This is a genomic window from Mesorhizobium sp. BHscii (genome assembly GCF_053848065.1).
The window spans coordinates 450,131-466,649 of record NZ_JBSPKW010000001.1 but is presented as its reverse complement, the minus strand read 5'-3'; the positions used below and the strand labels follow the sequence as shown (position 1 = coordinate 466,649).

At 58.4% G+C, this 16,519-nt stretch carries 13 protein-coding genes and 2 pseudogenes; 9 read left to right on the top strand and 6 right to left on the bottom strand.

Going from position 1 to position 16,519, the window contains the following annotated elements; all coding sequences use genetic code 11:
* The first annotated feature begins 1 nt into the window (after position 1).
* Genes ACWTU7_RS02145 through ACWTU7_RS02135 form a run of 3 tightly spaced genes read left to right on the top strand, consistent with a single transcriptional unit; the run spans position 2 to position 3,004 of the window.
* Entirely contained in the window at positions 2–850 is an 849-nt protein-coding gene (locus tag ACWTU7_RS02145; protein WP_127209069.1) for a sugar phosphate isomerase/epimerase family protein, read from the top strand.
* Positions 851–854: 4 nt separating this feature from the next.
* Positions 855–2,315, top strand: coding sequence for an FGGY family carbohydrate kinase (locus ACWTU7_RS02140; RefSeq protein ID WP_455837543.1), 1,461 nt, complete (start codon positions 855–857; stop codon positions 2,313–2,315).
* The gene (locus ACWTU7_RS02135) at positions 2,312–3,004 is read left to right on the top strand and encodes a class II aldolase/adducin family protein (RefSeq protein WP_455837542.1); all 693 of its coding nucleotides are present in this window, start codon (positions 2,312–2,314) and stop codon (positions 3,002–3,004) included. The genes ACWTU7_RS02140 and ACWTU7_RS02135 overlap by 4 nt, the downstream gene beginning before the upstream one ends.
* Before the next feature lie 92 nt (positions 3,005–3,096).
* On the opposite strand, the gene ACWTU7_RS02130 is transcribed toward ACWTU7_RS02135, so the two are convergent.
* Positions 3,097–3,570, bottom strand: coding sequence for a phosphatidylglycerophosphatase A family protein (locus ACWTU7_RS02130; RefSeq protein WP_287335311.1), 474 nt, complete (start codon positions 3,568–3,570; stop codon positions 3,097–3,099).
* A 361-nt stretch (positions 3,571–3,931) separates the two neighbouring features.
* Between ACWTU7_RS02130 and ACWTU7_RS02125 the strand changes: the two genes are divergently transcribed.
* The gene (locus tag ACWTU7_RS02125; protein ID WP_455837541.1) at positions 3,932–4,558 is read left to right on the top strand and encodes a CDP-alcohol phosphatidyltransferase family protein; all 627 of its coding nucleotides are present in this window, start codon (positions 3,932–3,934) and stop codon (positions 4,556–4,558) included.
* Between the two features lie 146 nt (positions 4,559–4,704).
* On the opposite strand, the gene ACWTU7_RS02120 is transcribed toward ACWTU7_RS02125, so the two are convergent.
* Entirely contained in the window at positions 4,705–5,379 is a 675-nt protein-coding gene (locus ACWTU7_RS02120) for a protein-L-isoaspartate(D-aspartate) O-methyltransferase (protein WP_455837635.1), read from the bottom strand.
* Positions 5,380–5,951: 572 nt separating this feature from the next.
* Here ACWTU7_RS02120 and ACWTU7_RS02115 point away from each other — a divergent pair.
* Positions 5,952–6,944 (top strand): glycosyltransferase family 2 protein, encoded by a 993-nt coding sequence (locus ACWTU7_RS02115; RefSeq protein ID WP_455837540.1) that lies wholly within the window; start codon positions 5,952–5,954, stop codon positions 6,942–6,944.
* 190 nt (positions 6,945–7,134) lie between these two features.
* Here ACWTU7_RS02115 and ACWTU7_RS02110 read toward each other — a convergent pair whose 3' ends face one another.
* Entirely contained in the window at positions 7,135–8,430 is a 1,296-nt protein-coding gene (locus ACWTU7_RS02110; RefSeq protein ID WP_455837539.1) for a polysaccharide biosynthesis/export family protein, read from the bottom strand.
* A gap of 111 nt (positions 8,431–8,541) precedes the next feature.
* On the opposite strand from ACWTU7_RS02110, the pseudogene ACWTU7_RS02105 reads away from it, so the two are divergent.
* The 4 genes and pseudogenes from ACWTU7_RS02105 to ACWTU7_RS02090 form a co-directional block, all read left to right on the top strand.
* Positions 8,542–8,693 (top strand): annotated as a pseudogene (locus ACWTU7_RS02105) (molybdate ABC transporter permease subunit); the annotation flags it as partial.
* Positions 8,694–9,074: 381 nt separating this feature from the next.
* The gene (locus ACWTU7_RS02100) at positions 9,075–9,290 is read left to right on the top strand and encodes an exopolysaccharide production repressor protein (protein ID WP_127313762.1); all 216 of its coding nucleotides are present in this window, start codon (positions 9,075–9,077) and stop codon (positions 9,288–9,290) included.
* Between the two features lie 568 nt (positions 9,291–9,858).
* Positions 9,859–11,733 carry a Wzz/FepE/Etk N-terminal domain-containing protein gene (locus tag ACWTU7_RS02095; protein WP_455837538.1) on the top strand — a complete coding sequence of 625 codons (1,875 nt, stop codon included), beginning with the start codon at positions 9,859–9,861 and terminating at the stop codon, positions 11,731–11,733.
* A gap of 628 nt (positions 11,734–12,361) precedes the next feature.
* Complete coding sequence (locus ACWTU7_RS02090) at positions 12,362–13,513, top strand: glycosyltransferase family 4 protein (protein ID WP_455837537.1); 1,152 nt, start codon at positions 12,362–12,364, stop codon at positions 13,511–13,513.
* 11 nt (positions 13,514–13,524) lie between these two features.
* On the opposite strand, the pseudogene ACWTU7_RS02085 reads toward ACWTU7_RS02090, so the two are convergent.
* The 3 genes and pseudogenes from ACWTU7_RS02085 to ACWTU7_RS02075 form a co-directional block, all read right to left on the bottom strand.
* Positions 13,525–13,830: pseudogene (locus tag ACWTU7_RS02085) on the bottom strand (hypothetical protein); the annotation flags it as partial.
* A gap of 238 nt (positions 13,831–14,068) precedes the next feature.
* A complete protein-coding gene (locus ACWTU7_RS02080) occupies positions 14,069–15,034 on the bottom strand; it encodes a glycosyltransferase family 2 protein (RefSeq protein WP_455837536.1) in 966 nt (321 codons plus the stop codon).
* Positions 15,031–16,311, bottom strand: coding sequence for an O-antigen ligase family protein (locus ACWTU7_RS02075; protein ID WP_455837535.1), 1,281 nt, complete (start codon positions 16,309–16,311; stop codon positions 15,031–15,033). Before ACWTU7_RS02075 ends, ACWTU7_RS02080 begins: the two co-directional genes overlap by 4 nt.
* Positions 16,312–16,519: the final 208 nt, after the last annotated feature.

Here is a 16,519-nt window from a genome sequence, read left to right as displayed (position 1 = left end):
GATGCATGGTTTTGGGGTCCACACCTCGATGTGGACGATGAACTGGGACCGGGCCGGCGCGGAGAAGGCGATCGCGGCTTCGGTCAAATACGGGATGGACTTTATCGAGATCGCGCTTCTGAACGCGCCGGCGGTCGATGCCGCGCATACACGCGCCTTGCTCGAAAAGCACAATCTTCCTGCCGTTTGCTCGCTCGGCCTGCCGGAGCGCGCCTGGGCCTCGGTGCGGCCGGATGCCGCCATCGAACATCTCGAAGAGGCCATCGACAAGACGGCGGAAATGGGCGCGCTGGCGCTTTCCGGCGTGATTTTCGGCGGTATCGGCGAACGCACCGGCGTGCCACCGACCGAAAAGGAATACGACAACATCGCGCATGTGCTGACCGTCGCCGCCAAGCACGCCAAGAAGCGCGGCATCGAACTCGGAATCGAGGCCGTGAACCGCTACGAGAACCATTTGATCAACACCGGCGCGCAGGCCGTCTGGATGGTCGAGAAAATCGGGGCCGACAACATCTTTGTTCATCTCGACACCTACCATATGAACATCGAGGAGAAGGGGGCAGCCAATGGCATTCTGGCCGCCCGCGATCACCTGAAGTACATCCACTTGTCCGAGAGCGATCGCGGCACACCAGGCACTGGCAACTGCCCCTGGGACGAGATTTACGCAACGTTGGCGGCGATTGGTTTCAAGGGCGGACTTGCCATGGAAAGCTTCATCAACATGCCGCCGGAAGTCTCCTACGGTCTCTCGGTCTGGCGCCCGGTCGCGAAGGATGAGGCCGAGGTGATGGGCAATGGCTTGCCGTTCCTGCGCAACAAGGCTCGCCAATACGGTTTGATCTGACACCATGGGTGACGGGCAGAAGGCGGACGGCGCGAGGATCGCCGTCTTCGATGTCGGGAAGACCAATATTAAGCTCTCCGCGATGACGCTCGACGGCGTGCTCGTGGAGAGCCTCTCTGTCCACAACGAAGTGCGGCCCGGTCCACCTTGGCGGCAGCACGATCTCAAGGGCATTAGCGGCTGGCTGTTCGGCTCGCTTGCCAGTTTGTGCCGTCATCATCCGCTGGAAAAGGTGGTCGGCACCGGACATGGCTCCGCGGGAGTTCTGGTGAACGCAGATCCCGACGAGACGTCCGCCCTGCCGATGATTGACTACGAGCAGGATCTGCCGCCCGCAATTCGCGATGGCTACGCGCCGCTTTCGGGCGATTTCTTCGATCGCGGCAGCGCGATCATGCTAAAGGCCGCCCACCAGGCGCGCCAGCTGTACTGGATGCAGCAGGTTGATCCGGAGCGCGTCGCTCAGGCTCGCTGGTATCTGGGTTTGCCGCAATATTGGGCCTGGCGGCTGTCAGGCGTGCCATCGGCCGAAACGACGATCCTCTCGGCGCAATCGCATCTATGGAACAATGTGCGCAAGCAGTGGTCGCCCATTGTCGCGGGGCAGGGGTGGCAGCGCCTCATGCCACCATTCCATCCGGCCTGGGAGACGTTGGGGCCAATCCGGCACGATCTGGCGCGCCGGCACGGCATACCGGAAAAGCTGTCTGTCCTGACTGGCGGCCACGACAGCAGCCTGAACCTCTACCGCTACCAGGCGGCAGGCATGCGCGACGCCTGCGTGATCTCTACCGGAACCTGGATTGTCGGAATGTGCGCAGCGACACCTCTCGACCAACTCGATGAAAACCGCGGAATGGTGCTGAACAGCGACGTGACGGGAGGCCCGGTCGGCGGCGTTTTGACCATGGGCGGACGAGAGTTCAGTCATGTGGCAGGACAGGGGCAAGAAGAAACTGCGGCCGACGCAGCGCTGGTCAGCTTGTTGATTGGGCGCGGCACCTTCGCATTGCCGTCGTTCGGCGACGATGACGGCCTGTTTCCCGGCAGCGCTGGGCGCGGCCGGTTTGAAGGGCCGCCTGCAGAAACCCCTGCTGAGCGCAAGGCGCTCGCAGTGCTCTATGCCGCGCTGCTGACGACCGAATGTATCGATGCGCTGAACGAAGACGGGTTGGTTGCATTGGATGGCACCTTCCTGAGGGATCCGCTCTACGCCACGTTGGTTGCCGCGCTGCGGCCAAACGCCGAAACGGTCTACAACCTCGACTCCTATGGCACCGCTTCGGGTGCGGCGTTACTTGGCGAACATGAAACTCGTTACACGCCGGCTCCCATCGCACTCAGCCGGCCGACCGCCTTTGCCGGCGACCGTAACGCGCTCGCAGCCTATGCACAGCGGTGGCGCGAACTGGCGAAGCGAAACAACTTGCAACAGGGCAAGACCAGCAAAAGGGACAATCGATGACCGATGACAGCGCTCTGCGCCGCGAGATGGTGGATGTTTGCCGCCGGATGAACTCCAGCGGTATCAACCAGGGCAATGCCGGCAACCTGTCGGTGCGCTGCAGCGACGGTTTCCTGATCACGCCCTCGTCGCTGCCCTACGACACGATGAGGCCCGAAGACATCGTCGAGATGGGCTTTGACGGCACCTATGTCGGCCGACGGCCCTCCTCGGAGTGGCGCTTCCACCGTGACATTTTGAGGGAGCGGCAGGAGATCAACGTCGTGCTGCATTGCCACTCGCTCTACGCCACGACGCTGGCCTGCCATCACAAGACGATCCCGAGCTTCCACTATATGACAGGAGTGGCTGGCGGTACGACGATCCGCTGCGCGGAATACGCAACCTTTGGCACGCAGGCCTTGTCCGACAATGCCTTGGTTGCACTCAAGGATCGCTTCGCCTGCCTGCTTGGCCAGCACGGCCAAATCTCGCTCGGCAAGACCATGGAAGCGGCGTTGTGGCTGGCGAACGAGGTCGAAACCCTTTCGCGCATGTATGTCCAGGCGCTTACACTTGGTGAGCCGCCCGTCCTTTCCGACGAGGAGATGGCGCGGGTGATCGAGCAGATGAAGAAGATGAGCTATGGCCAAGCGCCGGATCCGGAGGGAACGAACGATTTGGCACGGCCGCGCGACGCTGCGGTCTAGCGCTGCTCCGGCAGATTTGGTGGAGAGAGGTCTGTTTTCCCGGTGGGCCGCAACAAGCTCGACAGTGGCAGGTGAAGACTAAGATGTCCCCCTTACGGCAAACGTTGAATCAAATCGTTCAGCAAAAGCAGCAACGCGCCGGCAAAGACAGCCGCAGCCGCGTCGTCCAGCATGATGCCGAGTCCACCCCTTACCTTCTCATGCACGACGCCGATGGGCCAAGGCTTGACGACATCGAAAAACCGGAAGGCAAGGAAACCTGCTGCCCACCAGACCGGGTCGAGCGGCAGCATGGAAAGTGTTGCGGCGGTGCCGAAGGTCTCGTCAATGACGACGATCTGCGGATCCTCCGTCCCGGTACGGGAGACGACATGCGACGACGCCCATACTCCCACGGCGAATAAGGCCATATAGGCGAGCACGATCAGCCAAGGCGATGCAGGTATCAGCACCGCGGCAAGAGCCACTCCGACGCCCGCGCCGGCCGTGCCCGGCCATAACGGAGAGAATCCTGCGCCGGCAGAGGTCGCGAGTAGGCAAGCAAACTTAGGCAGAAATTTACGCATGGAGTTTCGGACGGCTTCCCCGTGAATTGTAAATAGGCATCATAGTCACATCTTTCGGGTTACTGCCGCTAGACTGCCAGTCGATGTGCGGCGGCAGACACGACGGGCATTGCAGAAATATCGGAACAACATCGGGCGGTTATCGCAGCGACCGGAGTCTTTGTGTTTCGCCGACAGCTTGACAGTTCTCTGGCTACCTTAATCCATTGGCCGCATTCGCCAAAGAAACGCTGCTGGTTGAGCCGGGCCTGATCCGGTCTCGGCCGCGCTGATCACCTCGGTCGGCGCCGACGGGCTGGAACGAACCCACAATTTGCCGGTTAAGCTTCGCGGACGACATCATCAGAGGAGCCAAGTCATCATGATCGCCGGTCTCATGAAACGTCGTATCGACCCGCTATGGGAGCACGCCGCTTCTCCGCTGATCGGGATCGGCATGACCCCGAACCAGGTTACAGCCGGCGGTCTGGTGCTCGTCGCCCTGTCGTGCGCCGCCTATGTGTACCACCAGTCGAGCCTTGGCTTTGGCGTTTGCCTCGCGTTGGCCTTCACCTTCGACGCGCTGGACGGTGCGGTCGCCCGTCGGAGACATATGAGCACCAAGGCCGGTGGCTATTTCGACGCCATGGCCGACCGTTATCAGGAACTTGCCGTGTTTGCGGCAATAGGCTGGGTCGCCGATCTGTGGGCGATCGCAATGATCGCATTCGCGGGCGGAATCCTCACCAGCTACGCCAAGGCGCGGACGGCGATCGAAATCCCCATAGAAAACCAGGCGTGGCCGGATTTCTTCGAACGGATGGAACGCCTGGTGTTCATTTGCGTGCTGTTAGTCGCCGATGGATTGGCGATCGCCATGGGCGCCGCTTCGCCTTGGATTCTCACGGGCGGGTTCGCGCTTTACGCACTGCTGGCAAACGCCACAGCTCTGCAACGGATCAATCGCGCATTTGCCATGCTCAAACGAGCGGACGCGAAGCAGCCGTGAGACGCGAAATCTCATACTGGTTTGGCGGCGGAAAACGCGAGGCGCTGTCGCGGGCACAGTCGGTTAAAAACAATCCTCCCGCGGCCTGCGTCATCTCTGGCCATAGCGAAGTTGCTGCCCCTGTGGGCCAGACGTCCGCACCCTCATTAGACCGTTTCGAGCCGGCTGAACCGAACCGGGATGAGTTTGCGAGTCTTCAGTTGCCCTACCGAATCCTTGTCGATGACCGTCAGCAACTGCCCTTGTTCAGGGCCCACAGGCAGAACCAGGCGGCCCCCCGTCTTGAGCTGCTCAAGCAAAGCCGGCGGCGCCCGCCCAGCCGCGACGGTGACTAGGATCTTATCGAATGGGGCGTGCTCGGGCCAGCCGCGAGACCCGTCACCGACACGAATGCTGATATTGGATAGACCGAGGCCCTGCAGGAGAGTCTCGGCATGGCTTGCGAATTCCTCGATGATTTCGACGCTCCAAACGTGCCCGGCGAGTTCCGCGAGGATTGCGGTTTGGTAGCCCAGGCCGGTGCCGATCTCGAGCACCGCCTCGTGCGGCTGGAGAGCAAGGAGATCGGTCATGAGAGCGACGATGAACGGCTGCGAGACGGTCTTGTCGAAGCCGATCGGCAGTGGCATGTCCTGGTAGGCATAAGGCGCCACCGAGCTTGGCACGAAGAGATGGCGCGGCACCCGCTGCATCGCTGCCATCACCCGTTCATCGAGCGCCGCCTTGCCGAGTTCTTCGCTTGCAAGGTCGGTATGGATTGCAATCATCTCGACCATGTGTCTGCGTAGAACTGCGAGGTGTTCTTCATTCATTGGCTTCATGACGGTGGGGCTTTCCTCAACCAGCTTGCTGCCAGATAAGCTTATATCCTGTTCGTCACAGCAACGCCCGCCATCGTTTCCGGTTGCGGGTGCCCGCGGCGACCGGAGGAAATTTTGGCGTTGCGTCTTGGCATCGGCGGCGGCCCCGGAGATCCCGTGCCATGTCGCCATAACGGGTATGGTCCTGGATCGCGGTGATCGAACAATGAACGGCTGCATTGCGTGCATGCGTGGGCAGCCGGCGATCTCGGCCGGGGCGTTGTCGTTGAATAGTGGACGCCTGTTTCATCGAGCGAGGCTGCGACTGCTGCATGGCTTCGGGCAGCGGGAATGCCGCGACGGGCAGTTCGGGAGGTTCCTCACCTACACAATCGGAGTTCCTAAATATCCAGCTAAAGTCCGGAGGCCGCCACTTTATCGCTTCCAGGAGTGCTGAGTGGAACTCGCCGGGGGCCTCTGCCTTGCCGCTCGGCCGTCGTGGTTGAATCCTCCATCAGCTAAAGTAGTGAAATTTGATGGAACTACCGGCCTGATGTGCCATTTTACCACGTCGTGAGAGAAGACGAAGGCAAATGAGCCAGCACAATGCCACTGTGATAGGCGTCGTGGTGCCCATGTTCAATGCCGAGAGAACCATTCTCCCGACGCTGACCAGCATCTGCCAGCAGAGCCACCAGGCGCTGGACATTATCGTAGTGGATGATGGGTCGACGGACCGGTCCGCGTCAATCGTGGCCGCCTATGCCGAGCAAGATCGGCGTATACGCCTTTTCAGGCAGCCGAACGCGGGTGTTGCGCACGCGCGCAACAGCGGCGCCGCTGCCACCGATGCGGAGTTTCTAGCGTTCGTGGACGCGGATGATCTTTGGGCTCCGTCTAAAATCGCACTGCAACTGCGCGTCCTGCAGGAAGGAGGTTCGTCAGCTGGCCTGGCATATTGCTGGTTTGCGGAGATCGACGAGGACGGTCGGATATTTTCACTCAAACAGCCCGATGCCGATGGTCGCGTGCTGCAACGCATGTGCAGAAACAACTTTGTCGGTAACGGAAGTTCGATGCTTGTACGTCGCTCCGCATTCGAGCGGGCGGGACAGTTTGATCCTTCCCTGAGGGCGAGGAACGCACAAGGCTGCGAAGATCTTCTAATGTGCCTCAGAATAGCGGAGAATTACGAGTTTCGTGTCGTGCCCCAATATCTTGTGGGTTACCGTAGGACGAGCGGCAACATGTCGAGCGATGTCATGCAGATGTTTCGTTCGTATCAAATTGTCCTAGCCGAGTTTCACGACAAATATCCGCAATTTGGGAGCGATCTCAATGCCCATCTGCTTGACACGATCAATTCGCTTGCCGTGAGAGCTTTGCTTCAAGGGCGGCCTTCCGCAGCCTGGTACCTGTCGAAGAAGCTCTTTGTACTGGAGCCGCGCATGGCCATTTCACGTCTGCCTCACACGGTCGACGTCTGCTGCCGCGGACTGGTCCCTCGCTGGATCAAGGTTCGAGTGAAACGGATGCGAAACGCCGAGTCTCGGCCTCTCTATGACAAGATTTATCTGGAGAGGTGAGTGCGTCCCTGTTCGGGCGTACCGAGCCCAATCTGTTGAAGCTAGATGCTTGATGCCAGGCTTTGGCGGCGCACGCGGCAGTCACGTCATTGCCCGGACCCTGAGCGGCCACCAGAACGATCTTTGGCCCGGACCACATTTCCATAGGACACGTGCAACTACGCGCCGCCTCTATACAATATTTAATTGTTTAGTTCGCGACCGCTCCTGGTGGGACCTCCAGCGTAATTGTGATGGTGTCACCCGGAGCAAGCAGAGTATCTTCAGTCACCTCGGTCGTCGCTGCCTGTCCGTCAGTGGAGCGGGTTACACCGATCGTAATTCGGTCCCCTTCGCCTACAAGGTCGCTGCGCATCTGCATCACGTAGGCGATTTGTTTGGTCAATGAATCCATCTCAGCGCGCATTTGCGTCATCGCCGCGCGTTCAGCCTGCAAGTCAGCCAACAGGTCAATTCGACCCTGGTCGATAAGCTTATCTAGACTGCGCTGCAAGTCCCCTTGGTCGCGTTCAAGTCGAGCGATCTCAGCGTTGGTTTGCAACGCGCGGGTCGCTGACAAGAGCACTGCGCGTTGAGCATCGTTGACCCTCGTGATCTGGATCAGACCTTTTTCGAAGAGCTTCTTGAGGCGATCAAGTTCCGCTGCATCTGCGGCTGCGCCCGCTTGATCCGCCTTCTGCTGCTCCTTCAGGTAGCCCATTCGCTCCGCCGCCTTGGTTGTAGCCAACTTAATCGAAGCGCGCTCTTTCTCCTGATCCGCATAGACAGCTTCAAGATGCTTCCCCTCCTGCTGCAAAGCTTCGTCGCGACGAGGTTCGAGGCTCGGGTCACGTTCTGTGTCCGGAACCTCAATCGCTCTGGCGCCGCTCAGCTGCGCCTCTATGCGAGCAGCCTTGATTTCGCTTTCCTGGTACTTGATGCGCAGAATGTGGAGGCGGCCGCCAAGGTCCGCTGCTGTCATCTCAGGGTTTTGAAGCTCACCGCGACCGAGCTGGTAGCCGCCGCCAGCCGCCACAGCCTGTCGGACAGTCATGCCTGGTCTGAAGGCCTGAGTCCCAGGAGAGGCAATGTCCCCGTCAATATAGACGGGTCTGTATTCCTCAATATCAACTACAATCTGATCCGGGTAAAACCCAGTCCAAGTCTCAGTGCCGTCGGCGGATCGTTGTGGAAGGGATTTTGGTTTTAAACCCTCAATTACCTCCTTGCGAACATCCTCTATTGTCTTCCCGAGAACGGTTAGGGGGCCCAGGACCGGCAACACGATTACACCGCTTTGGTCGATGACAGCTCGCTTTTGCATCTCGGGATAGCCTAAGACAGCGAAGCCGATCACGTCGCCAGTCTGCAGACGGTACTCGCCGACATTGTACTCCTCCGCTAGGGCAAGGCCATTCGACGGATTCGCGTATGCGAAAAACAAAAACACGCATGCGAGCGCAGCGCAGCTGCCTGCCCGCATCCAGCGCACCGATCTATTCAACATTCGCGATCACCCGGCAATGTTTAAGCATGACGTCGACGCAGACCTTTCTCACAACGCCATTCCTTTGAGGCGAATTTACGCTCTGAACAACGGCAACAAGGCAGACGATATTCCGAGATCGCGCCACTCTGATCGTCATCCGGCTGGAAGAATACAACTATCCGGCGACCACCGCGATCGCGTCGATCATGGTTTTGCTATCGTTCGCGACCGCTCCTGGTCGTCGATCTGGTGCAGTCGTGGAGCCCAAACGCTATGGCTGACGTCACCGGCGTGTCGTCGGCCGGAAGCGACACCGCCAGCCAGCGAGCAGCCGGTCGCGCGCTACCTGATGGCAGTCGCGTTCTGGTGGCCTGAGCGGCGTTGGCCCGCCTGACGCGCGGCCGCCATGTCCGCCGCTCCGCTAAACACGGAAGCTGCGCGGCGGACACACCAACGTCACCACTGAATGCCACGCCATTTTTTGCAGAACTTTGACGCCACAACTCCTGGAAGCAAGCGTCCTGGCACAGGTTGGGCGTATTTATTCGCACCTGCTAATATATCGGTCGCCCTGACCCGTTCCGATATGTTATGATGGTTAACGCGCTGAGGCCTGGATAGCCAAGGAGCGCGTCACGTCAGCGGCTGCGAGTGGGACGGCGATGTCCTTTTTGCTTTTTTTGCGAGGCCTTGTCATAGTACTGTTGGCATTCGCCATCAGTATATATTTGCTCACCGGCTCCCTCTGGGGCACGTTTGTCCAGACGTTAATTTGTGGGATCTTGATACAGATCGGGTACTTTGTTGCTGTCATGCTGCTAGTGTGGCGCTCGGTCTCCAAAGAATCGGTGACTCCGAAGTCACACATCGCGCGATGAGTCCGAAAGGGAGCAACTGCCGAGCCACTTAGCAAGTGAGGCGGGCCACGCTCTGCCTTTATAGGCTCTGGCTGCTAGAGCAGGACGATCAGCAAGATGACACCCCACACCACGAAACAAAATGTGACTGCAACCTGTCTTATTCGGGCACCGGAGAGGCTTTCCGCGAGGCGCCAGATGCGCGCCGGACACTTGCGGTGATCGTTAGCGCGCGTCTGGGATCGACGAGCCATTCCTGTTTCCCGCAGGACAGGCTCAACCGGAGCCCGGAATCTCTTGCTCAGATGTTTTGCCATTTGGCAACACGACTCAATTTCTTCCTTCAGTTGGAGCTTACGACATGCAGCGGAATTGCGGCAGTCGGATCATGGGCCGCGTGAGGTTTCGTTTATAGCATGAGGCTAGGAGTTGCGCCTTTGACGAAGAGCGGGCTGATGCCCGCCCCGAGCGGTGTGCCTGTGCTTCGCGTGCGTCGATACTGAATTTGCAGACATTTAGTCAGATAATGTGGTATGGTGTTTGTCATTACCAATGCGCTGCCAGTCTCATCCCACGGGTTTGAAGGCTTATGCTCCGCGAAGTTGAAAAGCACCCGGATTCTGCCTTCACATTCGGCGATCCTCAGTGGGGAACGATTGATCTCGAAACACTCGTGGCGGCAGCGCAACGGCAGTTGAGGTTCGTCCTTACATGCGCGCTCGCAGGACTTATGCTGGGGCTGGCGTATCTTTGGGCCGAGGTGCCCTTGTACGAGTCGACCGCCAGAATCCTGATCGACAAGAACCAGCCATCCGTCGTGACGAAGTTAACAGAGAGCGGAAGCTCCGCACCGCTTGACCCGATGATGCTGAGTCAGGTCGAATTGTTGCGTTCCGACCGCATCGGGCTAAAGGTCGTTGACAGCCTCGGTCTTGCTACCGATCGCTCTTTCTTGTCAGCGCCATATTCATTGCTCGACAGTCTCACAGGATCGGTCGCTCGGTTGGTTTGGCCATTCATCGGCAGTTCCGAAGCAAGTGGAGCGCCGGTGAAATCGAGTGCCGCGCGAGGATCCGATCCTCGATGGGAGGCATTTGGCATTCTGGCTGAGAATATAACGGTAGATCGCGTAGGAGATTCTTACATTCTGCAAGTCCAATTTCGGTCGCCTAGCCCCGAAATGGCGCAAAAAATAGCCAGTAAATATGCAGAAATCTATATCGCTGACCAGGTCGGAGCCAAAGACGAGTCGATTATCCGAGCTCGCAGCGCACTGGCGGAAGAGCTCGAGACGGTGCGGAAGCGATCGGTTGATGCCGAGCTCGCAATCCACAGGTTCCGAACAGACAATGCGCTGACCAAGGAGACGCTGGTTACCTTGCGCCAGCTCGAACTTGAGGCGTCCTCTCTCAAGTCGCAATATGAAGAGGTTCTGCAGCAGTACCAAGCGAGCCTGCAGAACCTTTCGATAGCGTTGACGGAGGCGCGGACTATCTCGGAGGCACCATACCCCGGCAGACCGAGTTCTCCGAACAGCAGTCTTACGTTGGCGTTCTGCGTCGTGCTCGGCGGCATGGTTGGCGCCGGTGTGGGCGGAATTCGGGAGTACCGTGAGCGCTTTTTCCGCACGACGGCTCAAGTGCGCGATGAGCTCGGACTTCAGACGCTCGGAATGATCCCTTTGCTGGACGGGAAGCCAATTCGGCGAAACCAGCACGATCGTGCTGCCGGAGAGCCGTCATTCATCGAGGTGGGGAACAGCGCTTTCAACTGGGTAGAACAACATCCGCGCTCGGAATTCGCCGAAGCGATGCGAACTGTGAAAGTCGCTGTTGACGTCGAGTTACCAAGGAAGAGCACCAAGGCGCTCGGCATCGTTTCTTGCCTCCCGGGAGAAGGGAAGTCTCTGGTCGCTGCTAATTTAGCGATGGTTCTTGCTATGCAGCGTTGTAAGACATTGTTGATCGATGCTGATATCCACAATCCTGGATTGTCCCCTATGTTAGCCAACGGCTGGGAACGAGGCCTGGCCAACTTGTTGGCTGGAGAACTCAATCCGAGAGACGTGCTGGCCCATCAGTCATTGCCATTGAGGTTCCTGCCCGGCGTGAACCAGGGCCAACAAAAGCTCGCAAACACCGTGCAGCCTATCGAGAAAATGGGCGACTTCCTGCTCAAGGTGGGCCCTATGTTCAATTACGTTGTCGTTGATTTGCCCCCGTTGGCTCCAGTCGCGGACGTGAGGTCCTTTATCCAGCACCTCGACGGCCTTGTTCTGGTTGTTGAATGGGGTGTGACCGCTCGTACATTCGTGCGCGAAATCCTCGACAACAACCCGACCCTGGCGGATAAATGCATCGGCGTTCTGCTCAACAAGGTCGATATCAAAAGAATCAAGCGGTACCAAAAATTCGGCAGCGCCGAATTTTACAGTGAACGTTATCATCGGTATTACCAGGCCTAGTTGTGGAGCAGGCATATTGAACAGAGGGGTCTCGTGAAGATCGCAATTGTACACTATTGGCTCGTCACGATGCGCGGCAGCGAAAAAGTTGTTAGGTCGTCTTGCGAATGTATCCAGGGGGTCCCGGTCGCTCTTGCACCAGAAAGGGCAGCATTACCCGCCTTGGGCCAGTAGGCTCGGGGTGCTGATTCCACGAAGGAGAGCAACGCCATGAGAAAGCATAGCAAGAACGGATTGCTGATGTCTGGCAGGAAGTTGAGTAGGCGTGGCAAGCTTTGGAAGCAAGCTTCGAGCGCTTCTGCCTGACCGCAGGCATCACGGCGATGGAGGATCTGCTGCGGGTTGACGCCGAGGGGCTGACTGGAGCGCGCCACGCACGCAGCCCGGCGCCGCGGGCTCGCAACCGTTACGTGGCGTCTATTAGATCGGGCGCGCAAACTGGGAAACCAAAGTCGCTTGGCGACAGTAGCGAAGCGGCCCGGTTTTCTGCGATTCGCGGATCAGTTGAACGCGTGCAATTGCAGAGCATGGCATCGCTGATCATCGCGGGACTGTTCTCTCGGCCCGCCTACAGTATCCCTTCATATCGGCTAAAGGCGAGGCGGGCGGCATTGGGAGTTCTTGACCCATGATATCTCAGCCTCCGCGCGGCATCATCCTGATGACGTACGAATATCATCCATTTCCTGGTGGCATCGGAACATACGCCGCACGGTTGGTCGACATCGTTCGTGCTGGTGGCCACGCTGCGACCGTCATAGCGCCTGCCTATCCTGATCTTCCTGCCGTTCCCCAGGAGCCGGATACCCATCGCATTCTGCGGCATCATCAAATTTCTCCATTCGGGGTGCTGCGGGCGCTTTCTATTCTGCGCAACGTTCCTAAGGACAGGTTGTTGTTGGCCGCCGACATACGCAGTGTACTTGTGACATTTGTGCTACGACCGTTCCATCGCAGAGGGTATCGAGCGATGATTCATGGCAGCGAAGTCAGCAAATTCAGGACCGATTCCATCCTTTTTCGGTTTGTACGCCGCGCCTACGAAGGAGCAGAGGTCGTTTTCGCCAACTCACATGCGACGCTGCGGATCTTTTCCGAAAGTTTTGGAATGCCCCGGAAGGGTGTCGTCACGTATCTCGGCGTGGATCCCATGTGGTTTCAGCCAATCCATGGGAATTTTGAACACCCGCAACTTGCAGCTGTACCACAAGCTGCAAGCGTCATTTGCGCAGTCGGACGTATCGAGCCTCGGAAGGGCCAGTTGGAAACTGTCCGGGCTATCGCGAGCGCGCGCGATGAATACGGATTAGACAATCCGATCTTTGTGATGGCTGGACGGGCCGAAGATCAGGCCTATGCCTCAAAGATATTGGATGAAGCGGCACGAACTCGTGTTCCAGTGATCGCTACCGGTAGGCTGTCCGACGACGACTTAAAGCGTTTATACCGCCGTGCGGCGTGCCACACATTGTTCGCACGAGAGCTACAGGGAAAGATCGAGGGCTTCGGGCTAGTGTTGGTTGAGGCCGGTGCGCAAGGATGTCCTTCGATAGCGACGGCCGTCGGCGGCATACCCGAGGTCATGGGCTCCACTGGTGTGCTGGTGCCCCCGGAGGACGTGAACGCGATGGCCCGCGCGATAGCAACCTACGTGGCCAATGCAGAACTGCGTGAGCGCGACGGTGCTCTTGCCAAATCACGGGCACGCACCTTCGACTGGGCAACCTGTGCAGGCGCGACGTTTCCGGAGCTGAATGGGCTGAGCCCGAGGCCAAAGTAGCTGCTCAGCTTTTCCGGAGTCGGGAACCAATGAATATCGCCAAACGATGAAAGGATTGTTGAAGCAGCCACGGAAGTCCGCCCGGTATCGTCATCAACCGGAGAGCTCGTGATCCTTGAGCGATTGTTTGGCGAGAGTTTTATCAAGCTCGGCGAGCTGCACCGATACACGTTCGAGCTCGTTGACGCCTTTGTTAACAATGCCGCCGAGCGCGCTCCTTGCGGTATCGCTCTGGGGCGTACAGATCGAATATACTGGCCTGGATGGTGCGTTCTTGGCCCGCCTCCGGGGACGGGACGCAGCGACCGATGCTGCATCGACAACGTGGCTTCAACGCCGTTGGCTTGCAGAACGCGGTGGAATCAAACCCGGCGAGTGCTGCCGCCTTCATCGCGCGAACCGGGAAGCAAAACCGGATAGTGGTCGTTTGCGCATCGGAGAGCTCTGATTTCGCCTCCGTTATGATCCTGCCGTCGCGGTACAGAATAATCGCTACGGAAGGATTCCAGGGCTGCCGCCTGAGATGCTCGAACTCTCGCCATTCCGCCAGCATCTTTAAGAGCTGTCAGCAAAGTCTTTGCGCAAGGCGCGGTAGAACAATAGCTTGGCTGCACGGCGCACCTGCGGATCCATGCCCCTCGGCAGGGCGCAAAGAAAAAAGTAAACGTACACCCGCCATGACAATGGATCGTGCCACATCGCGCGAATGAGCAAGCGCGCTCCGCGTTTCGTTTCGCCTTGAGCCACGCAATCATTGCCCGCCTTTGCGTACAAACGCGCGTTGCGCCGACGCGCGAGGTGCGCAAGTTCCGGCCGTCGGATGGCCCATTCTCGCGTGAGGCCTTCGCCTATCGGCAGAAGCGCGTCGAGTCTGCGGGTTATGTTCGAGCCATGGCGCCGTTTATAGACGAGTGCTCCGGCCACATGTTGAAATGTCCAACGCTCGGCTGCGCGCAGACAAAACTCTGTATCCTCTCCAGCCCTGAATGCCTCGTTGAATACGCCGATATCTTCGACCATCTCCCGCCGCATAACCATACTGGAAGGAATAATCGGCCCATCAAGCAGAAAATATGTCGGCAGCGTATCGCACTGGTCCGCGCGATAGCGGCGCACGGCGACGTGTAGAGCATCGGACAGATCCGGAGCGGAAAAATCGACAAAATCGCCATAGACAAGACCTGCCTTGCAGCCATTGCCCAAGACGGCTAATTGACGTTCAAGCTTGTCCTCGGCCCAGAAGTCATCGCCGTCGAGAATTGCAATAAGATCGCCAGCAGCATGTCTGATGGCAAGATTCCTCGCCGATGGAAGCCCGATCCCCGCCGTCGTCAGGACATGTGCGCGCGGTTCCCTGCGACCCAGCGATGCAATCACTTCCGACGAGCCGTCCTTCGAGCCATCATTGACAATGATGATCTCTTTGATGTGGCTCGACGCCGTCTGATTAATCACGCTTTCCACTGCCTGCGCGATGAAGCGTTCTTCATTGTGACATGTCATGATAACCGAAACACTCATCTCGTGTTTCCTGGCAAGGGGCTCGCGAGAAATCGAGGATGTCTCATGCCCCTGGGATGGCTCCTCCGCATCCTGTGCAATGATAGGCAAAGCCCGTGCCGCGTCAATTCAGGCAGGAGCGAGACAAGACTCAGCGTAACGAAAGCTCGTGTGCCGGAGGCTTCTGTTCCAACGTAAAAGGCGCAGGGAACAAGGAGCACGAGGGGCAGAAGCCGTGCCTGGACCGCTCCGATCAATCCGAGAGAAAGCGCCCGGCTTAGAGTACGGCTTAAGCGAAACCATGCAGCAATCCATATGGGAACATAGAGGCTGAGCCCAATGATGCCGTTCTCGGTGAGGATACGTTGAAACTCGCCATGTATCCCAAGCTGCAACTCGTCAGGAAGTTCGCTGAAATCTCTCTCGATAATATTCTTGAATTGGTTCGTACCCACGCCCATCAGTGGATATTCGGAGATGAGTTGTCTGGACAGGGTAAAAGCAAACGCGCGCTGTACATTGCTCGGGGTGTCTCCGGGGGCATATTTCCCCTTCGCGGCCAGATATTCGTATTGCCCCATGCTCAGCGGATCGAGAATGGTCTGCATTTGCTTCTCGACATAGGCGTTATTGATCGTGGTCGACAGCACGAAAAGTGCCACGAAGCCAGCGGCGATCGCTGGCACCATCGCAGCGAGCCGGCCGCGCATCAGAAGCGCGGCGGTCAGAAAGAGGTAGATCAAAAACGCCTTGCGTTCCCCGGATAGCAGGAGCAGGGGAAGTATCCCTACCCATACCAACCAAAGGGTGCGCCGCTTGCCCCGGTTGACGAAGAGGAGGAGCCCTGCGAGCGCAATTGGAAGGAAGGTGAACGCGAGCCTCGGATCGACCAGATGCTTCCAACCGACCAAGTAGCCATGGGCGACATGCCAGGTGATCGTATAGGCGAGAATCAGCATCATGCCGAAAAGCAAGATGTTGACGGCCTTCTGCGTCTCGAGCCATCTAGCCTCCTGTGCGATGGCGAACGCAAAAGCGCCCACGGTGGACATCTGCAACAGCTCGCGCAGGCCGTTCTCTGGGTCCACGCTGAAGGCCGAGACCATGTGCCAGCCCAAGAAGGGCAGGAGCAGTAGAAAACCGGCTGAAAAAGCCAAATTTCGCCAACGCCCCGTCGCCAGGCCAAAAAAAAGCATCAGCAATGCGATCAGCTCGAACGGACGCAGCAATACAAGACCCGTCTCGAGCCTGATTGGCAGGAAGAGACTCAGTATCGCGAATGTGAGGAGATAACGCATCACAGCCCCCTCGCGGCGCGATATTCTTTTAGCACGTTCTCTTTCCCGGAAACAGAACTTGTTGGATGTATCAATGCCAGCCCGCGGAGAAACACTTCACGCTGCTCCAGCCGACGACCCCATCGTTCCGCCCGCTGTGGCAATCGCATATCGAAGAGGTTTCCGCCTGTTGGGAAAACTCACCCTCCTCGGCTGCGGGGAGGCTTAC